The 24,894-nt window shown below is 40.4% G+C and carries 28 protein-coding genes and 1 pseudogene; 28 read left to right on the top strand and 1 reads right to left on the bottom strand.

Translation table 11 applies throughout. The features are described 5' to 3' along the window. The first annotated feature begins 144 nt into the window (after nt 1-144). The 23 genes from nagA (at nt 145) to gap (ending at nt 20,360) form a co-directional block, all read left to right on the top strand. Nucleotides 145-1,296: an N-acetylglucosamine-6-phosphate deacetylase gene (nagA, locus tag N8O43_RS09420; RefSeq protein WP_001134550.1), complete on the top strand. Its 1,152-nt coding sequence runs from the start codon at nt 145-147 to the stop codon at nt 1,294-1,296. A gap of 162 nt (nt 1,297-1,458) precedes the next feature. Further along, on the top strand, nt 1,459-2,517 hold the full coding sequence (locus tag N8O43_RS09425; protein ID WP_016398446.1) for a zinc-dependent alcohol dehydrogenase family protein: 1,059 nt from the start codon (nt 1,459-1,461) through the stop codon (nt 2,515-2,517). A 144-nt stretch (nt 2,518-2,661) separates the two neighbouring features. Further along, the gene (locus tag N8O43_RS09430) at nt 2,662-3,027 is read left to right on the top strand and encodes a DUF1033 family protein (RefSeq protein ID WP_000286409.1); all 366 of its coding nucleotides are present in this window, start codon (nt 2,662-2,664) and stop codon (nt 3,025-3,027) included. A gap of 76 nt (nt 3,028-3,103) precedes the next feature. Next, on the top strand, nt 3,104-4,045 hold the full coding sequence (comGA, locus tag N8O43_RS09435) for a competence type IV pilus ATPase ComGA (RefSeq protein WP_070526327.1): 942 nt from the start codon (nt 3,104-3,106) through the stop codon (nt 4,043-4,045). Continuing rightward, nucleotides 3,993-5,009: a competence type IV pilus assembly protein ComGB gene (gene comGB, locus N8O43_RS09440; RefSeq protein ID WP_261009584.1), complete on the top strand. Its 1,017-nt coding sequence runs from the start codon at nt 3,993-3,995 to the stop codon at nt 5,007-5,009. The genes comGA and comGB overlap by 53 nt, the downstream gene beginning before the upstream one ends. A 1-nt stretch (nt 5,010) precedes the next feature. Next, the gene (gene comGC / locus N8O43_RS09445; RefSeq protein WP_261090189.1) at nt 5,011-5,334 is read left to right on the top strand and encodes a competence type IV pilus major pilin ComGC; all 324 of its coding nucleotides are present in this window, start codon (nt 5,011-5,013) and stop codon (nt 5,332-5,334) included. After that, nucleotides 5,297-5,731, top strand: a complete 435-nt coding sequence (gene comGD / locus N8O43_RS09450) for a competence type IV pilus minor pilin ComGD (RefSeq protein WP_261090188.1) — start codon at nt 5,297-5,299, stop codon at nt 5,729-5,731. The genes comGC and comGD overlap by 38 nt, the downstream gene beginning before the upstream one ends. Continuing rightward, a complete protein-coding gene (comGE, locus tag N8O43_RS09455) occupies nt 5,694-5,996 on the top strand; it encodes a competence type IV pilus minor pilin ComGE (protein WP_188111084.1) in 303 nt (100 codons plus the stop codon). The genes comGD and comGE overlap by 38 nt, the downstream gene beginning before the upstream one ends. After that, entirely contained in the window at nt 5,959-6,420 is a 462-nt protein-coding gene (gene comGF / locus N8O43_RS09460) for a competence type IV pilus minor pilin ComGF (RefSeq protein WP_261009526.1), read from the top strand. Before comGE ends, comGF begins: the two co-directional genes overlap by 38 nt. Further along, nucleotides 6,398-6,811, top strand: a complete 414-nt coding sequence (gene comGG / locus N8O43_RS09465; protein ID WP_261090186.1) for a competence type IV pilus minor pilin ComGG — start codon at nt 6,398-6,400, stop codon at nt 6,809-6,811. Before comGF ends, comGG begins: the two co-directional genes overlap by 23 nt. Nucleotides 6,812-6,843: 32 nt before the next feature. Then, nucleotides 6,844-7,431, top strand: coding sequence for a class I SAM-dependent methyltransferase (locus N8O43_RS09470; protein ID WP_049544481.1), 588 nt, complete (start codon nt 6,844-6,846; stop codon nt 7,429-7,431). A 60-nt stretch (nt 7,432-7,491) separates the two neighbouring features. Next, entirely contained in the window at nt 7,492-8,445 is a 954-nt protein-coding gene (locus N8O43_RS09475) for a class I SAM-dependent methyltransferase (RefSeq protein ID WP_261090184.1), read from the top strand. Nucleotides 8,446-8,495: 50 nt separating this feature from the next. Further along, nucleotides 8,496-9,686, top strand: coding sequence for an acetate kinase (locus N8O43_RS09480; protein WP_049544477.1), 1,191 nt, complete (start codon nt 8,496-8,498; stop codon nt 9,684-9,686). 149 nt (nt 9,687-9,835) lie between these two features. Next, nucleotides 9,836-10,207, top strand: a complete 372-nt coding sequence (gene rnpA, locus N8O43_RS09485) for a ribonuclease P protein component (RefSeq protein WP_045610998.1) — start codon at nt 9,836-9,838, stop codon at nt 10,205-10,207. Next, on the top strand, nt 10,182-11,006 hold the full coding sequence (locus N8O43_RS09490) for a membrane protein insertase YidC (RefSeq protein ID WP_200893270.1): 825 nt from the start codon (nt 10,182-10,184) through the stop codon (nt 11,004-11,006). Before rnpA ends, N8O43_RS09490 begins: the two co-directional genes overlap by 26 nt. 17 nt (nt 11,007-11,023) lie before the next feature. Further along, nucleotides 11,024-12,013, top strand: a complete 990-nt coding sequence (jag, locus tag N8O43_RS09495) for an RNA-binding cell elongation regulator Jag/EloR (RefSeq protein ID WP_261090183.1) — start codon at nt 11,024-11,026, stop codon at nt 12,011-12,013. A 50-nt stretch (nt 12,014-12,063) separates the two neighbouring features. Further along, on the top strand, nt 12,064-12,687 hold the full coding sequence (locus N8O43_RS09500) for a ribonuclease P (RefSeq protein ID WP_261090182.1): 624 nt from the start codon (nt 12,064-12,066) through the stop codon (nt 12,685-12,687). A gap of 116 nt (nt 12,688-12,803) precedes the next feature. Then, nucleotides 12,804-14,780: a transketolase gene (gene tkt / locus N8O43_RS09505; RefSeq protein WP_261090181.1), complete on the top strand. Its 1,977-nt coding sequence runs from the start codon at nt 12,804-12,806 to the stop codon at nt 14,778-14,780. A gap of 116 nt (nt 14,781-14,896) precedes the next feature. After that, entirely contained in the window at nt 14,897-15,196 is a 300-nt protein-coding gene (yajC, locus tag N8O43_RS09510) for a preprotein translocase subunit YajC (protein ID WP_000445811.1), read from the top strand. 46 nt (nt 15,197-15,242) lie between these two features. Beyond that, the gene (locus N8O43_RS09515) at nt 15,243-15,686 is read left to right on the top strand and encodes a low molecular weight protein-tyrosine-phosphatase (protein WP_261090180.1); all 444 of its coding nucleotides are present in this window, start codon (nt 15,243-15,245) and stop codon (nt 15,684-15,686) included. After that, nucleotides 15,673-16,083: an MORN repeat-containing protein gene (locus N8O43_RS09520; protein WP_020902388.1), complete on the top strand. Its 411-nt coding sequence runs from the start codon at nt 15,673-15,675 to the stop codon at nt 16,081-16,083. The genes N8O43_RS09515 and N8O43_RS09520 overlap by 14 nt, the downstream gene beginning before the upstream one ends. 299 nt (nt 16,084-16,382) lie before the next feature. Then, entirely contained in the window at nt 16,383-19,034 is a 2,652-nt protein-coding gene (gene adhE, locus N8O43_RS09525; RefSeq protein ID WP_227326154.1) for a bifunctional acetaldehyde-CoA/alcohol dehydrogenase, read from the top strand. A gap of 318 nt (nt 19,035-19,352) precedes the next feature. Continuing rightward, on the top strand, nt 19,353-20,360 hold the full coding sequence (gene gap / locus N8O43_RS09530) for a type I glyceraldehyde-3-phosphate dehydrogenase (protein WP_000260688.1): 1,008 nt from the start codon (nt 19,353-19,355) through the stop codon (nt 20,358-20,360). 68 nt (nt 20,361-20,428) lie between these two features. Here the strand turns inward: gap and N8O43_RS09535 are convergent, their stop codons facing one another. After that, nucleotides 20,429-21,304 carry an RluA family pseudouridine synthase gene (locus tag N8O43_RS09535; protein WP_314726026.1) on the bottom strand — a complete coding sequence of 292 codons (876 nt, stop codon included), beginning with the start codon at nt 21,302-21,304 and terminating at the stop codon, nt 20,429-20,431. A gap of 86 nt (nt 21,305-21,390) precedes the next feature. Here N8O43_RS09535 and pbp2a point away from each other — a divergent pair, with 86 nt between their 5' ends. From pbp2a to N8O43_RS09560, 5 genes and pseudogenes are all read left to right on the top strand, one after another. After that, nucleotides 21,391-23,586 (top strand): penicillin-binding protein PBP2A, encoded by a 2,196-nt coding sequence (pbp2a, locus tag N8O43_RS09540; protein ID WP_261090179.1) that lies wholly within the window; start codon nt 21,391-21,393, stop codon nt 23,584-23,586. Between the two features lie 52 nt (nt 23,587-23,638). After that, the gene (gene rpmG / locus N8O43_RS09545; RefSeq protein WP_001809375.1) at nt 23,639-23,791 is read left to right on the top strand and encodes a 50S ribosomal protein L33; all 153 of its coding nucleotides are present in this window, start codon (nt 23,639-23,641) and stop codon (nt 23,789-23,791) included. 9 nt (nt 23,792-23,800) lie between these two features. Further along, entirely contained in the window at nt 23,801-23,977 is a 177-nt protein-coding gene (gene secE, locus N8O43_RS09550; RefSeq protein WP_001210990.1) for a preprotein translocase subunit SecE, read from the top strand. A 53-nt stretch (nt 23,978-24,030) separates the two neighbouring features. Then, nucleotides 24,031-24,567: a transcription termination/antitermination protein NusG gene (gene nusG, locus N8O43_RS09555; protein ID WP_000376740.1), complete on the top strand. Its 537-nt coding sequence runs from the start codon at nt 24,031-24,033 to the stop codon at nt 24,565-24,567. A gap of 121 nt (nt 24,568-24,688) precedes the next feature. Continuing rightward, nucleotides 24,689-24,894, top strand: a pseudogene (locus N8O43_RS09560) (sigma-70 family RNA polymerase sigma factor); the annotation flags it as partial.

Consider the following 24,894-nt stretch of genomic DNA (forward strand, 5'->3'; position numbering starts at 1 on the left):
TAAAAAGAGAAGAGCTGGAGAAATCCAGCTCTTTTAAAATATATCTAGAAAACAGGTCTATACCATTTACAAATGAATCAGAAAGGTTTATAATGTAATTGACATAATAAATATCAAAAGTAATCTTTTAAGGAGGTCATTATTATGCCTAATTACGTTAAAGCGGATCAGTTTTTCTATCCATTTGGCATTCGTCGCGGTGGGTACTTAGAACTTGTTGATGGCAAATTTGGGAAACATGTGGATCAAATTCCTGAAGGAGCAGAGGTTCTTGACTATACTGGTTATAGCATTGCACCAGGTCTTGTGGATACTCATATTCATGGATATGCAGGTGTAGATGTGATGGACAACAACATTGAAGGTACATTGCATACTATGAGTGAAGGACTTCTTAGTACCGGTGTTACCAGTTTCTTGCCCACAACTTTAACAGCCACTTATGAGCAATTGCTTGCAGTCACTGAAAATCTTGGAAACCATTATAAAGAAGCAACAGGTGCTAAGATTCGTGGCATTTATTATGAAGGTCCATATTTCACAGAAACTTTTAAGGGGGCACAAAATCCAACTTATATGAGAGACCCGGGTGTTGAGGAGTTTCATTCTTGGCAGGATGCTGCAAAAGGGATGCTAAATAAAATCGCTATTGCACCAGAACGTGATGGGGTAGAAGATTTTGTACGTACTATTACAGGTGAAGGTGTGACAGTTGCACTTGGACACTCAGATGCGACATTTGAACAAGCTAAGAAGGCAGTTGATGCTGGAGCTAGTGTATGGGTACATGCCTATAATGGGATGCGTGGTTTAACACACCGCGAACTAGGTATGGTAGGAGCTATGTATGAGCTCCCACATACTTACGCAGAATTGATTTGTGATGGTTATCACGTAGATCCAAAAGCTTGTGAGATTTTACTTAAGCAAAAGGGGACAGAAAACATCGCTCTTATTACGGACTGTATGACAGCTGGTGGGCTTGAAGACGGTGACTATATGTTGGGAGAATTCCCTGTTGTAGTAGCAAATGGAACTGCACGTCTCAAATCTACTGGTAATTTGGCAGGTTCTATCCTCAAACTTAAAGATGGTATGAGAAATGTAGTCGAGTGGGGTATTGCAAATCCACACGAAGCGGTCATGATGGCTAGCCTTAACCCAGCAAAATCTGTTAATATTGACGATGTCTGTGGACAAATTCGTGAAGGTTATGATGCAGATTTTATTGTTTTAGACAAAGATTTGGAATTGGTAGCAACCTACCTAGATGGTGTGAAACGTTATCAAGCATAAGAGAGAAAGCAGAAGTTAGAGACTAGCTTCTGCTTTTTTATGCATGGTACTTTACCGGTAAATGAAAAAGTTAAAAAAATCACAAAAAAGCTTGAACAAACAAATGAAAAGGCTTACAATTATATTATAAATAGTACAAATAAAAAAACGGAGGAGTACTTTATGAAAGCCTATACTTATGTTAAACCAGGACTTGCTTCTTTTGTTGATGTAGACAAACCAGTGATTCGCAAGCCAACAGACGCTATTGTGCGTATCGTAAAAACCACTATTTGTGGAACAGACCTCCATATTATCAAAGGGGATGTTCCCGCTTGCCAAAGTGGCACCATTCTTGGTCACGAAGGGATTGGGATTGTTGAAGAAGTTGGGGAAGGAGTTTCTAACTTCAAAAAAGGCGACAAGGTTTTGATTTCTTGTGTCTGTGCCTGTGGTAAATGCTACTACTGTAAAAAAGGAATTTATGCCCACTGTGAAGACGAAGGGGGTTGGATTTTCGGTCACTTGATTGATGGTATGCAGGCCGAATATTTACGTGTCCCTCATGCAGATAACACTCTTTACCACACTCCAGAAGACTTGTCAGATGAAGCCTTGGTTATGCTATCAGACATTCTGCCTACTGGGTATGAAATTGGTGTCTTGAAAGGGAAAGTAGAACCTGGTTGTAGTGTAGCCATTATTGGTTCAGGACCAGTTGGATTGGCTGCTCTTTTGACAGCTCAATTCTATTCACCAGCTAAATTGATTATGGTGGACTTAGACGATAACCGCTTGGAAACTGCTTTATCATTCGGTGCGACTCATAAGGTTAATTCTTCAGACCCTGAAAAAGCCATTAAAGAAATTTATGATTTGACAGATGGCCGTGGTGTAGATGTCGCTATCGAAGCTGTTGGTATTCCTGCAACATTTGATTTCTGTCAAAAGATTATCGGTGTAGACGGAACAGTTGCCAACTGTGGTGTACATGGTAAACCAGTTGAATTCGATTTGGACAAACTTTGGATTCGCAACATCAATGTAACAACTGGTTTGGTATCTACAAATACCACTCCGCAATTGTTGAAAGCACTTGAAAGTCATAAGATTGAACCAGAAAAATTGGTAACTCATTATTTCAAACTAAGTGAAATTGAAAAAGCCTATGAAGTCTTCGGTAAGGCAGCAGACCACCATGCCATTAAGGTCATTATCGAAAATGATATCTCAGAAGCTTAAGAAGTAAAAAGTTTTATCATATAAGTAAATAGAAATTCAGTCATCATCAGATGGCTGGATTTTTATCAAAAAAGTCAAGAAATGAGCATTTTACTTTCCTTGTTTGGCGGAATTGGTTATAATATACGGTACAGAGGAATGAATATGTATCGTGTTATAGAAATGTACGGAGATTTTGAACCGTGGTGGTTCTTAGAAGGTTGGGAAGAAGATATTGTAGCAAGTAAGAAGTTTGACCAGTATTATGATGCTCTCAAATACTACAAAACTTGCTGGTTTAGATTGGAACAAGAATCCCCTCTTTATAAAAGCAGAAGTGACTTGATGACCATTTTTTGGGATCCAGAAGACCAACGCTGGTGCGATGAATGTGATGAGTATTTACAACAATACCATTCGTTGGCTCTTTTACAGGATGAGCAGGTTATCCCAGATGAAAAACTACGCCCAGGCTATGAAAAACAAACCGGTCAGGAAAGGCATCGTTCTTGCCGTATGAAATTAAAATAGAGAAAAAGTAACTTTTTTGGAGTTGCTTTTTTATTTTTTCCAACTCTTTGCGAATAGTATAGGTGAGGAGGTAAGTATGGTTCAAGAAATTGCACAAGAAATCATTCGTTCGGCTCGGAAAAAAGGGGCGCAGGATATTTATTTTGTCCCTAAGTTAGACGCCTATGAGCTTCATATGAGGATAGGAGACGAGCGTTGTAAAATCGGTTGTTATGATTTTGAAAAGTTTGCGGCCGTCATCAGTCATTTCAAGTTTGTGGCAGGTATGAATGTTGGGGAAAAGCGACGTAGTCAGCTAGGTTCCTGCGATTATACCTATGACGATAAGATGGCGTCCCTACGTTTGTCTACCGTTGGCGATTATCGAGGGCATGAGAGTTTAGTTATTCGCTTGTTGCACGATGAGGAGCAGGACTTGCATTTTTGGTTTCAGAATATTGAAGAACTGGGAAAGAAGTACAGGCAACGGGGACTCTATCTCTTTGCTGGTCCAGTCGGCAGTGGCAAGACAACCCTGATGCATGAATTGGCCAAGTCCCTTTTTAAGGGACAACAAGTCATGTCCATCGAAGATCCTGTAGAAATCAAGCAGGACGACATGCTCCAGTTGCAGTTGAATGAAGCGATTGGGCTAACCTATGAAAATCTCATCAAGCTTTCTTTGCGTCATCGACCAGATCTCTTGATTATCGGCGAAATTCGGGACAGTGAGACGGCGCGTGCAGTGGTCAGAGCCAGTTTGACAGGGGCGACAGTCTTTTCAACCATTCACGCCAAGAGTATCCGAGGAGTTTATGAACGTTTACTGGAGTTGGGCGTGAGTGAGGAGGAATTGGCAGTCGTTCTGCAAGGAGTCTGCTACCAGAGATTAATCGGGGGAGGAGGAATCGTTGACTTTGCAAACAAAGACTATCAAGAACACCAGCCAACTCGCTGGAATGCGCAGATTGACCAGCTTCTTAAAGATGGACATATCACAAGTCTTCAGGCTGAAACGGAAAAAATTAGCTACAGCTAAGCAAAAAAATATCATCACCTTGTTTAATAATCTCTTTTCCAGCGGTTTTCATCTGGTGGAGACTATCTCCTTTCTAGATAGGAGTGCCTTGTTGGACAAGCAGTGTGTGACCCAGATGCGTGCGGGCTTATCTCAGGGGAAATCATTCTCAGAAATGATGGAAAGTTTGGGCTTTTCAAGTGCCATTGTCACTCAGTTATCTCTAGCTGAAGTCCATGGGAATCTCCACCTGAGTTTGGGAAAGATAGAAGAATATCTGGACAATCTGGCCAAGGTCAAGAAAAAGTTAATTGAAGTAGCGACCTATCCCTTGATTTTGCTGGGGTTTCTTCTCTTAATCATGCTGGGGTTACGGAACTATCTACTACCACAACTGGATAGTAGCAATATTGCCACCCAAATTATCGGCAATCTGCCACAAATTTTTCTAGGAATGGTAGGGTTTGTTTCTCTACTTACCCTTTTAGCACTAACTTTTTATAAAAGAAGTTCTAAGATGCGCGTATTTTCTATTTTAGCACGCCTTCCCTTTCTAGGAATTTTTGTGAAGACCTATTTGACAGCCTATTATGCGCGTGAATGGGGTAATATGATTTCGCAGGGGATGGAGTTGATGCAGATTTTTCAAATGATGCAGGAACAAGGTTCCCAGCTCTTTAAAGAAATCGGTCAAGACCTGGCTCAAGCTCTACAAAATGGTCGGGAATTTTCTCAAACCATAGCGACCTATCCTTTCTTTAAAAAGGAGTTGAGCCTCATCATCGAGTATGGGGAAGTCAAATCCAAACTGGGGAGTGAGTTGGAAATCTATGCTGAAAAAACTTGGGAAGCCTTTTTTACTCGAGTCAACCGCACCATGAACTTAGTACAGCCACTGGTCTTTATCTTTGTGGCTCTGATTATCGTTTTACTTTATGCGGCAATGCTGATGCCCATGTATCAAAATATGGAGGTAAATTTTTAAAATGAAAAAAATGATGATATTCTTGAAAAAAACTAAGGTTAAAGCTTTTACATTGGTAGAGATGTTGGTGGTCTTGCTCATCATCAGCGTGCTTCTCTTGCTCTTTGTACCTAATTTGACCAAGCAAAAAGAGGCGGTCAATGACAAAGGAAAAGCTGCTGTTGTTAAGGTGGTGGAAAGTCAGGCAGAGCTTTATAGCTTGGATAAAAATGAAGATGCTAGCCTAAGCAAGTTACAAGCAGATGGGCGAATCACAAAAGAACAGGCTAAAGCTTATAAAGAATATCATGCAAAACAAAATAAGACTCAAACGGTCGCGGATTAAGGCATTTACCATGCTGGAAAGTCTCTTGGTTTTGGGTCTAGTGAGTCTCCTTGCCTTAAGCTTGTCCGGCTCTGTTCAGTCCACTTTTGCGGCGGTAGAGGAGCAGATTTTCTTTATGGAGTTTGAAGAACTCTATCGGGAAACTCAAAAACGCAGTGTAGCCAGTCAGCAAAAGACAAGTTTGAGCATAGACGGACAGACCATGAGCAATGGCAGTCAAAAGTTGACAGTTCCTAAAGGAATTCAGGCACCATCCGGCCAAAACATTACATTTGACCGAGCTGGGGGCAATTCGTCCCTGGCAAAAGTTGAATTTCAGACCAGCAAAGGAGCGATTCGCTATCAGTTATATATAGGAAATGGAAAAATTAAACGCATTAAGGAAACAAAAAATTAGGGCAGTGATTTTGCTAGAAGCAGTAGTCGCTCTAGCTATCTTTGCCAGCATCGCGACCCTCCTTTTGGGACAAATTCAGAAAAATAGGCAAGAAGAAGCAAAAATCTTGCAAAAGGAAGAAGTCTTGAGGGTGGCTAAGATGGCTCTGCAGACAGGTCAAAATCAGGTAAACATAAACGGAGTTGAGATTCAGGTGTTTTCTAGTGAAAAAGGATTGGAGGTCTACTATGGCTCAGAACAGTTGTTGGCTATCAAAGAGCCATAAGGTCAAGGCTTTTACCTTGTTAGAATCCCTGATTGCCCTCATTGTCATCAGTGGAAGTTTACTCCTCTTTCAAGCCATGAGTCAGCTCCTCATTTCAGAAGTTCGCTACCAGCAACAAAGCGAGCAAAAGGAGTGGCTCTTGTTTGTGGATCAGCTAGAGGCAGAATTAAACCGTTCGCAGTTTGAAAAAGTGGAAGGTAATCTCATTTATATGAAGCAGGATGGCAAGGAAATTGCGATAGGTAAGTCTAAATCGGATGATTTTCGAAAAACTGATGCCAGTGGACGAGGATATCAGCCTATGATTTATGGACTCAAATCTGCGCAGATTACAGAGGACAATCAACTGGTTCGCTTTCGTTTTCAATTTCAAAAAGGCTTAGAAAGGGAGTTCATCTATCGTGTGGAAAAAGAAAAAAGTTAAGGCAGGTGTTCTCCTCTATGCAGTCACCGTAGCAGCCATCTTTAGTCTTTTGTTACAATTTTACTTGAACCGACAAGTCGCCCATTATCAAGACTATGCTTTAAATAAAGAAAAGTTGGTTGCTTTTGCTATGGCCAAGCGAACCAAGGATAAGGTTGAGCAAGAAAGTGGGGAACAGGCCTTTAATCTGGGTCAGGTGAGCTATCAAAATAAGAAAACAAGCTTGGTGACAAGGGTTCGTACGCCTAAGAGTCAATATGAGTTCATCTTTCCTTCCGTCAAAATCAAAGAAGAGAAAACGGATAAAAAGGAAAAAGTAGTGACTGATTCAAGTAATCAAGCAGAGAAGAAAAAATTAGAAGAGAAGGTTGAAAAGAAAGAGAATTCCTAGCCAATCAAGCTACTTTGTGTTAAACTAAAAGCATGAAACATGATTTTAACCACAAAGCAGAAACTTTCGATTCCCCTAAAAATATTTTCCTTGCAAACTTGGTATATCAAGCAGTCGAGAAACAGCTTGATGCTCCATCAGACAAAGAAATTTTGGATTTCGGTGGAGGGACGGGTCTGTTAACCTTGCCCCTAGCCAAGCAGGTCAAGTCTGTAACATTGGTGGATATTTCGGAGAAAATGCTGGAGCAAGCTCGTTTGAAAGCGGAGCAGCAAGACATCAAGAATATCCAGTTTTTGGAGCAAGATTTACTGGCAAATCCCTTGGAGCAAGAGTTTGATCTCGTTGTTGTTTGTCGTGTTCTTCATCATATGCCTGATTTGGATGCGGCTCTCTCACTGTTTCATCAACATTTGAAGGAAGATGGACAACTCCTACTTGCTGATTTTACCAAGACAGAAGCTAACCATCATGGATTTGAATTGGTTGAACTGGAAAACAGGCTAGCCCAGTTTGGTTTTTCATCTGTGCATAGTCAGACCCTCTATAGCGCTGAAGACCTGTTTCAAGGAAATTACTCAGAACTCTTTTTAACAGTAGCCCAAAAATCACTCGCCTAGTCAGGGAGTGATTTTTCTATAAGGATGGAAAAAAGAAGGGAAATTTGGTAAGATAGGAATATGGATTTTGAAAAAATTGAACAAGCTTATACCTATTTACTAGAGAATGTCCAAGTCATTCAAAGTGATTTGGCGACCAACTTTTATGACGCCCTGGTGGAGCAAAACAGCATTTATCTGGATGGTGAAACTGAGCTAAATCAGGTAAAAGATAACAATCAAGCCCTTAAGCGTTTAGCACTACGCAAAGAAGAATGGCTCAAGACCTACCAGTTTCTCTTGATGAAGGCTGGGCAAACAGAACCCCTACAGGCTAATCACCAGTTTACACCGGATGCTATTGCCTTACTTTTGGTGTTTATTGTGGAAGAGTTGTTTAAAGAGGAGGAAATTACTATCCTCGAAATGGGTTCTGGGATGGGAATTCTAGGCGCTACTTTCTTGACCTCGCTTGATAAAAAGGTGGATTACTTGGGAATGGAAGTGGATGATTTGTTGATTGATTTGGCAGCTAGCATGGCAGATGTAATTGGTTTGCAGGCTGGCTTTGTCCAAGGAGATGCCGTTCGTCCACAAATGCTCAAAGAAAGCGATGTGGTCATCAGCGACTTGCCTGTTGGCTATTATCCTGATGATGCCGTTGCGTCGCGCCATCAAGTTGCTTCTAGTCAAGAACATACCTACGCTCATCACTTGCTCATGGAACAAGGACTTAAGTATCTCAAGTCAGATGGCTACGCTATTTTTCTCGCTCCGAGTGATTTGTTGACCAGTCCTCAGAGTGATTTGTTGAAAGGGTGGTTGAAAGAGGAGGCGAATCTAGTTGCCATGATTAGTTTGCCTGAAAATCTCTTTGCCAATGCCAAACAATCTAAGACTATTTTTATCCTACAGAAGAAAAATGAAATAGCAGTAGAGCCTTTTGTTTATCCACTTGCTAGCTTGCAAGATGCAAGTGTTTTAATGAAATTTAAAGAAAATTTTCAAAAATGGACTCAAGGTACTGAAATATAAAATAGATTTTGTTATAATAGATGAAAACGCTTAAAAAGGGGTATCATGTTATGACAAAAACAATTGCAATCAATGCGGGAAGTTCAAGTTTGAAATGGCAACTTTATCAAATGCCAGAGGAAAAAGTTCTTGCTAAAGGTTTAATTGAACGGATTGGTTTGAAAGATTCTATTTCAACTGTAAAATTTGATGGCCGTTCTGAACAACAAATTTTGGATATCGAAAATCACACACAAGCTGTTAAAATCTTATTGGATGACTTGATTCGTTTCGATATTATCAAGGCTTATGATGAGATTACAGGTGTTGGACACCGTGTTGTTGCAGGTGGAGAATATTTCAAAGAATCAACAGTTGTTGAAGGGGATGTTTTAGAAAAAGTTGAAGAGTTGAGTTTGTTGGCTCCTCTCCACAATCCAGCTAATGCAGCAGGTGTTCGCGCCTTCAAGGAATTGTTGCCAGACATTACCAGTGTAGTTGTTTTTGATACTTCATTCCACACAACTATGCCAGAGAAAGCTTATCGCTACCCTCTACCAACAAAATATTACACAGAAAACAAGGTTCGTAAATATGGTGCCCACGGTACAAGTCACCAGTTTGTAGCAGGAGAAGCTGCAAAACTCTTGGGCCGTCCATTAGAAGACTTGAAATTGATTACTTGCCACATCGGTAATGGTGCTTCTATTACAGCTGTTAAGGGTGGTCAATCTGTCGATACTTCAATGGGATTCACTCCACTTGGTGGTGTGATGATGGGAACTCGTACAGGAGATATTGACCCAGCTATCATTCCTTACTTAATGCAATATACAGAGGACTTTAACACGCCTGAAGACATTAGTCACGTTCTTAATCGTGAATCAGGGCTTATGGGTGTTTCAGGTAAATCTAGTGATATGCGTGATGTAATTGCTGCTATGGAAGAAGGGGACCACGATGCCACTTTGGCCTATGAAATGTATGTTGATCGTATCCAAAAACATATCGGTCAATACCTTGCAGTCTTAAATGGAGCAGATGCTATTATCTTTACTGCAGGTATCGGTGAAAATGCTGCAAACGTACGTGAAGATGTCATTTCAGGTATCTCTTGGTTTGGTTGTGATGTTGACCCAGAAAAGAACGTCTTTGGTGTGACAGGAGACATCTCAACAGAGGCTGCGAAAATTCGTGTTTTGGTTATTCCAACAGATGAAGAATTGGTCATTGCCCGTGACGTTGAACGCTTGAAAAAATAAGTAAAATTAGAAAAAATATTCAGTACAAGGAGTTGGGAAAGAGATTTTTCCAGCTTCTTTTTCTGATGGAAATGTCCAAAACCTTGCTATGATTGGCTTTTTTGAAAAATATGGTATAATAGTAGTAATTTAATAGATGGAGTTGAGTTTTGAAGAAAAACTTTCGTGTAAAAAGAGAGAAAGATTTTAAGGCGATTTTTAAGGAGGGGACAAGTTTTGCCAATCGCAAGTTTGTTGTCTACCAACTAGAAAATCAGAAAAACCATTTTCGAGTAGGTCTATCAGTTAGCAAAAAACTGGGGAATGCCGTCACTAGAAATCAAATTAAGCGACGGATTCGACATATTATCCAGAATGCAAAAGGGAGTCTGGCAGAAGATGTCGATTTTGTTGTCATTGCTCGAAAAGGGGTCGAAATCTTGGGATACGCAGAGATGGAGAAAAATCTACTCCACGTATTAAAATTATCAAAGATTTACCAGGAAGGAAATGGGAGTGAAAAAGAAACTACAGTTGACTAGTTTGCTAGGACTGTCTCTATTGATCATGACAGCATGTGCAACAAATGGGGCAACTAGCGATATCACAGCCGATTCGGCTGATTTTTGGAGTAAATTTGTTTACTTCTTTGCGGAAATTATTCGCTTTTTGTCGTTTGATATCAGTATCGGAGTGGGGATTATCCTCTTTACGGTCTTGATTCGTACAGTTCTCTTGCCAGTCTTTCAAGTGCAAATGGTGGCTTCTAGAAAAATGCAGGAAGCTCAACCACGTATTAAGGCGCTTCGAGAACAATATCCGGGTCGAGATATGGAAAGCAGAACCAAGCTAGAGCAGGAAATGCGTAAAGTCTTTAAAGAAATGGGTGTCAGACAGTCAGATTCTCTTTGGCCGATTTTGATTCAGATGCCGGTTATCTTGGCCTTGTTCCAAGCTCTATCAAGAGTTGACTTTTTGAAGACAGGTCATTTCTTATGGATTAACCTTGGTGGTGTGGATACAACCCTTGTTCTTCCGATTTTAGCAGCTGTATTTACCTTTTTAAGTACTTGGCTGTCTAATAAAGCCTTGTCTGAGCGTAATGGCGCTACGACTGCGATGATGTATGGTATTCCGGTCTTGATTTTTATCTTTGCAGTTTATGCACCAGGTGGAGTCGCCCTATACTGGACAGTGTCCAATGCTTATCAAGTCTTGCAAACCTATTTCTTGAATAATCCATTCAAGATTATTGCAGAGCGCGAGGCCGTAGTACAGGCACAGAAAGATTTGGAAAATAGAAAAAGAAAAGCCAAGAAAAAGGCTCAGAAAACGAAATAATAAGGAGGAATCTGGTAATGGTAGTATTTACAGGTTCAACTGTTGAAGAAGCAATCCAGAAAGGATTGAAAGAATTAGATATTCCAAGAATGAAGGCTCATATCAAAGTCATTTCTCGTGAGAAAAAAGGGTTTCTTGGCTTATTTGGTAAAAAACCAGCCCAAGTGGATATCGATGCTATTAGTGAAACGACAGTTGTAAAAGCAAACCAACAAGCTGTAAAGGGAGTTCCAAAGCAAATTAATGATTTGAATGAGCCTGTTAAAACAGTCAGTGAAGCAACTGTTGATTTGGGGCATGTTGTAGAAGCAATTAAAAAGATTGAAGAGGGAGGCCAAGGGGTTTCTGATGAAGTCAAGGCTGAAATCTTAAAACATGAAAGACATGCCAGCACTATCTTAGAAGAAACTGGTCACATTGAGATTTTAAATGAATTACAACTTGAAGAAACTGCTCTCGAAGGAGAAGTAGAAACTCCTAATATTGAAAGCCAAGCCGAGCAAACTGAAAGTCAAGAATTAGAAGATTTGGGCTTAAAGGTGGAACCGAGCTTTGATATTGAACAAGTAGCTACGGAAGTAACGACTTATGTTCAAACGATTATTGATGATATGGACGTTGAGGCGACGATTTCAAATGACTACAACCGTCGTAGCATCAATTTACAAATCGATACCAATGAGCCAGGTCGTATTATCGGTTATCATGGTAAAGTCTTGAAGGCTTTGCAACTGTTGGCTCAAAATTATCTTTATAACCGCTATTCAAGAACCTTCTACATCACAATCAATGTCAATGATTATGTTGAACACCGTGCAGAAGTCTTGCAGACATATGCTCAAAAGTTGGCAACTCGTGTTTTAGAAGAAGGGCGCAGTCATCAAACAGATCCAATGTCGAATAGCGAACGCAAGATTATCCATCGTATTATTTCGCGTATGGATGGCGTGACGAGTTACTCTGAAGGTGATGAGCCAAATCGCTATGTCGTTGTAGATACAGAATAAGTAAAATCAGGTTTATCCTGATTTTTTGCTAACTAGAGGAGGTTAAACGGATGTTGAATAAGATAAGAGACTATCTAGACTTTGCAGGTTTGCAGTACCGTAATCCTGATAAAGCTGGAGATGAACGAGAAAAAATGCTGGAATTGCGCCATAAAGGTCAAGAGGCTCGAAAAGCTTTTACAGAACTGGCTAAAGCATTTCAGATAAGTCATCCAGAATGGCAGCTCCAACAGACTAGTCAGTGGATGAACCAAGCGCAGCGTTTGAGACCACACTTCTGGGTTTATCTACAACGTGAGGGGAAAGTGACAGAACCTATGATGGCTCTTCGTTTGTATGGAACACCTGCTGACTTTGGAATTTCTTTGGAAGTCAGTTTCATAGAGCGCAAGAAAGATGAGCAAACTCTAAGCAAGCAGGCCAAGGTATTAGAAGTTCCAGTGGTAGAAGGAATTTATTATCTAGCCTACTCAGATGGTCAAAGTCAAAGATGGGATGCGAACGAAGAAAATCGTCAGGTTTTAGTCGAGAAGGTAGGAAGTCAAGAAACCCGAAAAGTGTTAGTTAAAGCAGATGTTTCTTTTATTGAAAATCAATCATTAGAAGCAATTTTAGAAAAATTGGAAGAAGCATATGAACGCTTACTTCCCTACTATCAGGCGACCAGAGGGTAGAAATCACGAGACTTATCTAGAGTCGAATTGATTTATTGCTATTCTATGTATTTTTTCATATAATAGTAAAATAGAATGTGTGATCCAATAATCACCTTAAATAGAAAGGAAATTCTATGTCAAATCTATCTGTTAATGCAATCCGTTTCCTAGGTATTGACGCCATCAATAAAGCCAACTCAGGTCACCCAGGTGTGGTTATGGGAGCGGCTCCAATGGCTTACAGCCTCTTTACAAAACAACTTCGTATCAATCCAGCTCAACCAAACTGGATTAACCGCGACCGCTTTATTCTTTCAGCAGGCCATGGTTCAATGCTCCTGTATGCCCTTCTACACCTTTCTGGTTTTGAAGATGTCAGCATGGATGAAATTAAGAGCTTCCGCCAATGGGGTTCAAAAACACCAGGTCACCCAGAATTTGGTCATACAGCAGGGATTGATGCTACGACAGGTCCTCTAGGTCAAGGTATTTCAACTGCTACTGGTTTTGCCCAAGCAGAACGTTTCTTGGCAGCTAAATATAACCGCAAAGGTTACAATATCTTTGATCACTATACTTACGTTATCTGTGGAGACGGAGACTTGATGGAAGGTGTCTCAAGCGAGGCAGCTTCATACGCAGGTTTGCAAAAACTGGACAAGTTGGTTGTTCTTTATGATTCAAATGACATTAACTTGGATGGTGAGACAAAGGATTCCTTTACAGAAAGTGTTCGTGACCGTTACAATGCCTATGGTTGGCATACAGCCTTGGTTGAAGATGGAACAGACTTGGAAGCAATTCATGCTGCTATTGAAACAGCTAAAGCTTCAGGAAAACCATCTTTGATTGAAGTAAAGACTGTGATTGGATACGGTTCTCCAAACAAACAAGGAACTAATGCTGTACACGGTGCTCCTCTTGGAGCAGATGAAACTGCGGCAACTCGTCAAGCCCTTGGTTGGGACTACGAACCATTTGAAATCCCAGAACAAGTTTATGCTGATTTCAAAGAACATGTTGCAGACCGTGGCGCATCAGCTTATGAAGCTTGGACAAAATTAGTTGCTGACTATAAAGAGGCTCATCCAGAACTGGCAGCAGAAGTAGAAGCCATTATTGATGGACGTGATCCAGTTGAAGTGACTCCAGCAGACTTCCCAGCCTTAGAAAATGGCTTCTCTCAAGCAACTCGTAACTCGAGTCAGGATGCTTTGAACGTTGTGGCAGCTAAGTTACCAACCTTCCTAGGTGGATCAGCTGACCTAGCTCACTCAAACATGACTTATATCAAGACTGACGGACTTCAAGACGATGCCAATCGCTTGAACCGTAACATTCAGTTTGGTGTTCGTGAATTTGCAATGGGAACGATCTTGAACGGGATGGCCCTTCACGGTGGACTTCGTGTATACGGTGGAACTTTCTTCGTCTTCTCTGACTATGTGAAGGCAGCTGTTCGCTTGTCAGCCTTACAAGGACTTCCTGTGACTTATGTCTTTACCCACGATTCAATCGCAGTCGGGGAAGACGGTCCAACGCACGAACCAGTTGAGCACTTAGCAGGTCTTCGTGCCATGCCAAATCTGAATGTTTTCCGTCCAGCAGATGCGCGTGAAACGCAAGCAGCTTGGTACCTTGCAGTGACAAGTGAGAAAACACCAACCGCCCTTGTCTTGACCCGTCAAAACTTGACTGTTGAAGAAGGAACAGACTTTGATAAAGTTGCTAAAGGTGCTTATGTTGTCTATGAAAATGCAGCCGACTTTGATACCATCTTGATTGCAACAGGATCAGAGGTTAATCTTGCTGTCTCAGCTGCCAAAGAATTGGCTAGTCAAGGCGCAAAAGTCCGCGTAGTCAGCATGCCATCTACAGATGTCTTTGATAAACAAGATGCAGCATACAAGGAAGAAATTCTTCCAAATGCAGTTCGCCGTCGTGTTGCAGTCGAAATGGGTGCAACTCAAAACTGGTACAAATATATTGGACTAGATGGTGCTGTTCTTGGTATTGATACCTTTGGAGCCTCTGCCCCAGCACCAAAAGTCTTGGCAGAATATGGCTTTACTGTCGAAAATCTTGTAAAAGTCGTTCAAAATTTGAAATAATCCTAAAAATCAGGGCGCAAGCTCTGGTTTTTCTTACTAGAAAAGCAAGGTACAATCTTGTAAAAGTAGCTGAAATTTGATATAGTAGTCCTATGTAAAAGACAAAGGAGAATATAATGGAATCACAATATACATTTTTAATCATTCTTGTGGCTATGGTGGGCTTGATGTTCTTTACGCAACGCTCTCAAAAGAAACAAGCACAAAAGCGTATGGAAAGCTTAAATAAACTACAAAAAGGCTATGAAGTGATTACAATCGGTGGACTTTACGGAACAGTCGATGAAGTAGACACTGAGAAGAGAACAATTGTTCTTGATGTAGATGGAGTTTACTTGACTTTTGAACTAGCTGCTATCAAGACCGTATTGCCGCTGAAAGAAACAGCTTCATTAGAAGGCGCAATTGAAAAATAAGACGGGATCACGAACTCCCGTTTTTCTATAAAAGAAAGGAAATGGGATGAAAAAACTAGTCTTTGTCTGTCTGGGGAATATTTGCCGTAGCCCTATGGCCGAGTTTGTTATGAAATCAATGACAGCTAATTATGAAATCCAAAGTCGAGCGACTTCCTCTTGGGAACATGGCAATCCGATTCATAAGGGTACTCAGGGAATTTTGCAACAGTATGAGATTCCTTATGACAAGCACAAGACATCGCTTCAGATTAGTAAGGAAGATTTTGAAGCCTTTGATTATATTATCGGCATGGATGCTTCAAATGTTTCTGACTTACGTCAGATGTGTCCAGCAGACTGTCAAGATAAGATTTACTCATTCGCATCTGAAAGTGTTCCAGATCCTTGGTATACAGGAGATTTTGAGGAAACCTATCGACGTGTTCAAGAGGGTTGTCAAGCATGGTTAGAACGTTTAGAAAAGGAGAGTGAAGATGGAAAATCTTAAGAATTTTTACGAAAAGTATCGTGTCTATCTGACTCGTCCACGTTTAGAGCTTTTGGCAGTAGTTACCATTGTTTTCTGTGCTGTACTCGTCTTTTTTCTAAATATTCCCGGAAAAGGTGTTCTAAAGCTTGATAATGGAACGATTGTTTACGACGGCAGTCTTGTACGTGGTAAAATGAATGGACAAGGTACCATTACTTTCCAAAATGGAGACCAATATACTGGTGGTTTCAACAATGGAGCTTTCAACGGAAAAGGTACCTTTCAATCCAAAGAAGGCTGGACCTACGAAGGTGATTTTGTAAATGGTCAGGCTGAAGGAAAAGGGAAACTAACAACAGAACAAGAAGTCGTTTATGAAGGGACTTTTAAACAAGGCGTTTTTCAACAAAAATAAAGCCTCCTTATCAAAGGAGGTATTATTAGAATTATAAAGTAAGCGCTTACTAGAAAATCTATCTATTTCCAAGTCCCTCTTCCAATCAAGCTTGTGAAATAAAAAATATTGGAAATTAATTTCACAAACTCTAAAGAAAAAACTTGATAAATAAAGAAAATGAGAAAAATTTCACAAACAGTAAAGAATTCTTTGTGAAATGTTTATGAAACTGTTTACAAAGTTAAAATAATGCGTTATAATAAACTTGTGAAAAAATTAACAAAGGATATCAATCCTTGAAAGCTATGGAGGAAAATATGGCTGATAAAAAAACTGTGACACCAGAGGAAAAGAAACTCGCTGCTGAAAAGCATGTCGATGGCTTGGTGCAAAAAGCTTTAGTTGCTCTTGAAGAAATGCGTAAACTCGACCAAGATCAGGTCGACTACATCGTAGCTAAAGCGTCAGTGGCAGCTTTGGATGCCCACGGAGAATTGGCTTTACATGCCTTTGAAGAAACAGGACGTGGTGTATTTGAAGATAAAGCAACTAAGAACTTGTTTGCTTGTGAACACGTAGTAAACAATATGCGCCACACTAAAACAGTTGGCGTTATCGAAGAAGACGATGTGACAGGATTGACCCTCATCGCTGAACCGGTCGGTGTTGTCTGTGGTATCACCCCTACAACAAACCCGACATCAACAGCAATCTTTAAGGCATTGATTTCATTGAAGACACGTAATCCAATCGTCTTTGCCTTCCACCCATCAGCTCAAGAATCATCAGCTCACGCAGCTCAAATCGTTCGTGATGCTGCGATTAAAGCAGGTGCTCCTGAAAACTGTGTACAGTGGATTACTGAACCATCTATGGAAGCAACTAGTGCGCTTATGAACCACGAAGGTATTGCAACAATCCTTGCAACAGGTGGTAATGCCATGGTTAAAGCGGCTTACTCATGTGGTAAACCAGCTCTTGGGGTAGGTGCCGGAAACGTTCCAGCTTATGTTGAAAAATCAGCTAACATCCGCCAGGCTGCACACGATATCGTCATGTCTAAATCATTTGACAACGGTATGGTCTGTGCTTCAGAACAAGCGGTTATCATTGATAAAGAGATTTACGATGAATTTGTAGCAGAGTTCAAATCTTATCACACTTACTTTGTAAACAAAAAAGAAAAAGCACTTCTTGAAGAATTCTGCTTCGGCGTGAAAGCAAACAGCAAAAACTGTGCTGGTGCGAAATTGAACGCTGACATCGTTGGTAAGCCAGCAACTTGGATTGCTGAACAAGCTGGATTTACAGTTCCAGAAGGAACAAACATTCTTGCTGCAGAATGTAAAGAAGTTGGTGAAAATGAGCCATTGACTCGTGAAAAATTGTCACCAGTTATCGCAGTTTTGAAATCTGAAAGCCGTGAAGATGGTATTGCCAAAGCTCGTCAAATGGTTGAATTTAACGGTCTTGGGCACTCAGCAGCCATCCACACAGCTGATGAAGAATTGACTAAAGAATTTGGTAAAGCTGTTAAAGCTATTCGTGTTATCTGTAACTCACCTTCTACTTTCGGTGGTATCGGGGACGTTTACAATGCCTTCTTGCCATCATTGACACTCGGATGTGGTTCTTACGGACGTAACTCAGTTGGGGATAACGTTAGTGCCATTAACCTCTTGAATATCAAAAAAGTCGGAAGACGGAGAAATAACATGCAATGGATGAAACTTCCTTCAAAAACATACTTTGAACGTGATTCAATTCAATACCTTCAAAAATGTCGTGACGTTGAACGTGTCATGATCGTTACTGACCATGCCATGGTAGAGCTTGGTTTCCTTGATCGTATCATCGAACAACTTGACCTTCGTCGCAATAAGGTTGTTTACCAAATCTTTGCTGATGTAGAACCAGATCCAGATATCACAACTGTAAACCGTGGTACTGAAATCATGCGCGCCTTCAAACCAGATACAATCATCGCTCTCGGTGGTGGTTCACCAATGGATGCTGCTAAAGTAATGTGGCTCTTCTACGAGCAACCAGAAGTGGACTTCCGTGACCTTGTACAAAAATTCATGGATATCCGTAAACGCGCCTTCAAGTTCCCATTGCTTGGTAAGAAGACTAAATTCATCGCTATCCCAACTACATCTGGTACAGGATCTGAAGTAACACCATTTGCTGTTATCTCTGATAAAGCAAACAACCGTAAATATCCAATCGCTGACTACTCATTGACACCAACTGTGGCAATCGTAGACCCTGCTTTGGTATTGACAGTTCCTGGATTTGTAGCTGCTGATACTGGTATGGACGTATTGACCCACGCGACTGAAGCTTACGTATCACAAATGGCTAGCGACTATACTGATGGACTTGCACTTCAAGCAATCAAACTTGTATTCGAAAACCTTGAAAGCTCAGTTAAGAATGCAGACTTCCATTCACGTGAGAAAATGCACAATGCTTCAACAATCGCTGGTATGGCCTTTGCCAATGCCTTCCTAGGTATTTCTCACTCAATGGCCCATAAGATTGGTGCGCAATTCCACACAATCCACGGTCGTACAAATGCAATCTTGCTTCCATACGTTATCCGCTACAACGGTACACGTCCAGCTAAGACAGCAACATGGCCTAAGTACAACTACTACCGTGCAGATGAAAAATACCAAGATATCGCACGCATGCTTGGACTTCCAGCTTCTACTCCAGAAGAAGGTGTGGAATCTTACGCAAAAGCTGTCTACGAACTTGGTGAGCGCGTAGGTATCCAAATGAACTTCAAAGCACAAGGAATCGATGAAAAAGAATGGAAAGAACATTCTCGTGAATTGGCATTCCTTGCTTATGAAGATCAATGTTCACCAGCTAACCCACGTCTTCCAATGGTTGATCACATGCAAGAAATCATCGAAGATTCTTACTATGGTTACAAAGAAAGACCAGGACGTCGTAAATAATTGTTATCAGCCTAGAGGCAGGAATTTCCTGTCTCTTTTTTGTAAAATTGGAAGATTGAAAATAATTTTTATCTTTTCTATTTTCACTTTTCATCTGAAAAGGAAAGTGGGGAATGACTAGGTAGACAAAGAAAGACAGCAGTATAGGCTTTCAAAGGAGAAAGAAAAATAAGTGAGGTGTAGACAAAAAACAACGCCCGTACTTGCAATTCAACTCAAATAGTTATATAATAGGTTTGTTGAAAGGTGATTTGTAGTGATTCAAGTTACTCTTTTCACAATAAAATTTTCATGATTTTCATAAGGAGGAAATCACTAATGGTAGTTAAAGTTGGTATTAACGGTTTCGGACGTATCGGTCGTCTTGCTTTCCGCCGTATCCAAAACGTAGAAGGTGTTGAAGTTACTCGCATCAACGACCTTACAGATCCAGTTATGCTTGCACACTTGTTGAAATATGACACAACTCAAGGTCGTTTTGACGGAACTGTGGAAGTTAGAGAAGGTGGATTTGAAGTTAACGGTAAATTCGTTAAAGTTTCTGCTGAACGTGATCCAGAACAAATTGACTGGGCTAACGACGGTGTAGAAATCGTTCTTGAAGCAACTGGTTTCTTTGCTACTAAAGCAGCTGCTGAAAAACACCTTAAAGGTGGAGCTAAAAAAGTTGTTATCACTGCTCCTGGTGGATCAGATGTTAAAACAGTTGTATTTAACACTAACCACGACGTTCTTGACGGTACTGAAACAGTTATCTCAGGTGCTTCATGTACTACAAACTGCTTGGCTCCAATGGCTAAAGCTCTTCAAGATAACTTCGGTGTTGTTGAAGGATTGATGACTACTATCCACGCTTACACTGGTGACCAAATGATTCTTGATGGACCACACCGTAAAGGTGACCTCCGTCGTGCTCGCGCTGGTGCTGCTAACATCGTACCTAACTCAACTGGTGCTGCAAAAGCTATCGGTCTTGTAATCCCAGAATTGAACGGTAAACTTGACGGAGCTGCACAACGCGTTCCTACACCAACTGGTTCAGTAACTGAATTGGTAGTTGTTCTTGAAAAGAACGTTACTGTTGATGAAGTGAATGCAGCTATGAAAGCAGTAGCCAATGAATCATACGGCTACACAGAAGATCCAATCGTATCTTCAGATGTTGTAGGTATGTCTTACGGATCATTGTTTGACGCAACTCAAACTAAAGTTCTTGACGTTGACGGTAAACAATTGGTTAAAGTTGTTTCATGGTACGACAACGAAATGTCATACACTGCACAACTTGTTCGTACTCTTGAATACTTCGCAAAAATCGCTAAATAATTCTTGAGTCGATAGAAAAGCAAGGCCTCTGGTCTTGCTTTTCTTATATGGAAAAATGGATGACACAATCATCCATTCTTTTTTAATTCTTTTTCAAAAGTATTTGAAAGGGTAGTGAAAGTTAGCTTCTCTAAAGTAAGTGGATGGGTAAAGGAAAGTCGAAAGGCGTGGAGCATAAGACGACTTGTCTTTGATTTACTATTATAGAGAGGATCACCCAGGATAGGAAGATCATGATGGGAAAGGTGGACACGAATCTGATGGGTTCGCCCTGTCTTTAGTTTGCAACGAACCAAGGAAGTTCTGTTTGGGAATTGTTTTAATCTGCTTACATGTGTTTCAGCATATTGCCCATTTTTTGTATCAACTATTCGCTTTCTGCGATCATGACGATCGCGTCCGATTTTATCCCTGAAAACAAGCTCTTTGCTGTTGATATGTCCGTCGACCTGTGCCCAATATTCCCTAGAAATCTCTTTTTTCTCCAGTAAGCGATTGAGAATAGGCAGAATAAAAGGATTTTTGGCAAAGAGAACTAAGCCACTGGTTTCCATGTCCAGACGATGAACGACATAGCAGGTTTGGTCAACATAGGCACTGACATGGTTCAGAAGGGCGATTTCGTTTGGCTGATTACCATGCGTTTTCATCCCCTCTGGTTTATTTACAATAACTAAGTGTTGATCTTGATAAACCTCTTGAACGAGGTCAGGATTGCCCCAAGGGATTTCTTTTTCGGGATAATCTTCCTTGTCAAAAGTCAATTGGCAAACATCTCCAGGATTTACCGTCTCGTTCCAATGAACTTCTTCTTGATTTATCAAAATATGTTTCTTGATTCTCAAAAAATGACGGATTTTTCTAGGGATGAGGAGTTGTTCCTCAAGTAATTGCTTTACCGTCATTTGAGGTAGAGAGTCTGGTAATGTAAATGTGAATTGCATACAGATATTGTAACAAAAAAAGCCCTATTTGGATAGGAAATAGCTAAATTCTTGTCTTCCTATGATGAAGATGATAAAATAAACGCATGAAATTAGATAAATTATTCGAGAAATTTCTTTCTCTTTTTAAAAAAGAAACAAGTGAATCAGAGGATTCTGGGTCTACTAGCTTGCGTCGCTCTCGTAGTGATCGAAAAAAATTAGCCCAAGTAGGTCCAATTCGAAAATTCTGGCGTCGCTATCATCTAACAAAGATTGTCCTTATACTAGGTTTGAGTGCAGGCTTGCTGGTTGGAACCTATTTGTTTGCTGTTGCCAAATCAACCAATGTCAATGATTTGCAAAATGCCTTGAAAACTCGAACTCTCATTTTTGACCGTGAAGAAAAGGAGGCTGGTGCCTTGTCTGGTCAAAAAGGAACTTATGTTGAATTGACTGATATCAGTAAAAATTTGCAGAATGCCGTTATTGCGACAGAAGACCGTTCTTTTTATAAAAATGACGGGATTAACTATGGTCGTTTCTTCTTGGCGATTGTAACTGCTGGTCGTTCAGGTGGTGGTTCTACTATTACCCAACAGCTGGCTAAAAACGCCTATCTGTCGCAGGATCAAACTGTTGAGAGAAAAGCGAAAGAATTTTTCCTTGCCTTAGAATTAACAAAAAAATATAGTAAGGATCAAATTTTGACCATGTACCTTAACAACGCTTATTTTGGAAATGGTGTGTGGGGTGTAGAAGATGCCAGTAAGAAATACTTTGGAGTTTCTGCATCAGAAGTGAGTCTGGATCAAGCTGCGACTCTAGCAGGAATGCTAAAGGGGCCGGAACTGTATAATCCTTTGAATTCCGTACAAGATTCGACTAATCGTCGCGATACTGTCTTGCAAAATATGCTTGCAGCGGGTTACATTGATAAAAACCAAGAAACCGAAGCTGCAGAAGTTGATATGACTTCGCGATTGCACGATAAGTATGAAGGGAAAATTTCAGATTACCGCTATCCTTCTTATTTTGATGCGGTTGTTAATGAAGCTGTTTCCAAGTATAATCTAACAGAGGAAGAAATTGTCAATAATGGCTACCGCATTTACACAGAGCTGGACCAAAACTACCAAGCAAATATGCAGGTTGTCTATGAAAATACAGCGCTATTTCCGAGGGCAGAGGATGGAACATTTGCACAATCAGGAAGTGTAGCTCTTGAACCGAAAACAGGAGGAGTTCGTGGAGTTGTCGGTCAAGTTGCGGGCAATGATAAAACTGGATTCCGGAATTTCAACTATGCAACTCAATCAAAACGTAGCCCTGGTTCTACAATTAAGCCTTTAGTTGTTTATACGCCTGCAGTTGAAGCTGGCTGGGCTTTGAATAAGCAGTTGGATAACCATACCATGCAGTATGACAGCTATAAGGTTGATAACTATGCAGGGATCAAAACGAGTCGAGAAGTTCCTATGTATCAAGCCTTGGCAGAATCGCTTAATCTGCCTGCTGTTGCCACTGTTAATGATTTGGGCGTTGATAAGGCTTTTGAGGCAGGCGAAAAATTCGGACTCAACATGGAAAAGGTCGATCGTGTTCTTGGTGTCGCCTTGGGAAGCGGTGTTGAAACCAACCCTCTTCAAATGGCTCAAGCATATGCTGCCTTTGCAAATGAAGGTTTAATGCCGGAAGCTCATTTTATTAGTAGAATTGAAAATGCTAGTGGTCAGGTCATTGCGAGCCATAAAAATTCACAAAAACGGGTGATTGATAAGTCTGTAGCTGACAAGATGACCAGTATGATGTTGGGAACATTTACAAACGGAACAGGTATTAGTTCATCGCCTGCAGACTATGTCATGGCAGGAAAAACTGGAACAACTGAAGCTGTTTTCAATCCTGAATACACAAGTGACCAGTGGGTAATTGGTTATACTCCGGATGTGGTGATCAGTCACTGGCTTGGTTTCCCTACCACTGATGAAAGCCACTATCTAGCAGGATCTACTTCAAACGGTGCAGCCCATGTCTTTAGAAACATTGCTAATACCATTTTACCTTATACGCCAGGAAGTACCTTTACGGTTGAAAATGCTTATAAGCAAAATGGAATTGCACCAGCCAATACAAGAAATCAAGTGCAGAGTAATGAAACGAATCAGACGGATAATAGCCTTTCTGATATTCGAGGACGTGCGCAAAGTCTAGTAGATGAGGCTAGTCGGGCTATCTCGGATGCTAAAATTAAGGAAAAGGCTCAAACGATATGGGATTCGGTAGTCAATCTATTTCGTTAAGATGCTTGTCAAAGCCTAGCTTTCTTGTTATAATAGATAAGATGGAGGCGTTATGGCACTAAAAAAAGCAAGCCTAGCTTGTGCGGTTTGTGGTTCTAGAAACTATTCAATCAAGATCAGCGGAAACCCCAAGCCTACACGACTAGAAGTAAATAAATTTTGTAAACATTGTGGTAAGTACACTACACACAGAGAAACGAGATAGGAGAGAGCGATGCGTTTTATTGGAGATATTTTTAGACTTCTTAAAGACACAACATGGCCAACTCGCAAGGAAAGCTGGAGAGATTTTCGTTCTATCATGGAATACACTGCTTTCTTTGTTGTGATTATTTATATTTTTGACAAGTTGATTGTTTCAGGTTTGATTCGATTTATTAACATTTTTTAGAAGATCTGTGGAGTTATTCACGCTAAAAATCTTCTATTGTGAAAGGAAGTATCATGGATAGTTTTGATAAAGGGTGGTTTGTCTTACAAACTTATTCTGGTTATGAAAATAAGGTAAAAGAAAATCTATTGCAACGTGCACAAACCTACAATATGTTGGATAATATTCTACGCGTTGAAATTCCAACACAAACAGTGCAAGTTGAAAAAAATGGAAAGAGAAAAGAAGTAGAAGAAAATCGTTTTCCAGGTTATGTTCTTGTGGAAATGGTGATGACAGATGAAGCTTGGTTTGTTGTTCGAAACACACCAAACGTTACAGGATTCGTCGGATCTCACGGAAATAGATCAAAACCGACTCCATTATTGGAACAAGAAATCCGTGATATCTTGGTTTCTATGGGACAAACTGTACAAGAGTTTGATATTGATGTTGAAGTTGGTCAAACTGTACGTATCATTGATGGTGCTTTTGCAGACTATACTGGTAAGATTACAGAGATTGATAACAATAAAGTGAAGATGATTATCTCTATGTTTGGTAATGACACAGTTGCAGAAGTAAACCTAAACCAAATTGCAGAATTATAACCCTGAGAGAGGCAAGCCCTCTCTTTTTTTTGTGCAGTTGAGACGATGTAAGAAACAGAATGGGGGAAAGAACCAAATTATCTTCATTATTTGTTAAACTGTATCTAGAAAGGGGAACATTATGATTAAAAAATTGTATAAAGAAGTCCAAGGCATTGTATATAAGTGTAGAAATGAATATTACCTTCATTTATGGGATCTATCGGATTGGGACCAAGAGGGTATGATTTGCTTACATGAATTGATTAGTAGAGAAGAAGATCTGGCAGAAGATATTCCTCGTTTAAGAAAATATTTCAAAACCAAGTTTCGAAATCGAATCCTAGA

Source organism: Streptococcus mitis (genome assembly GCF_946190335.1).
GTDB classification, from domain to species: Bacteria; Bacillota; Bacilli; order Lactobacillales; family Streptococcaceae; genus Streptococcus; species Streptococcus mitis_CH.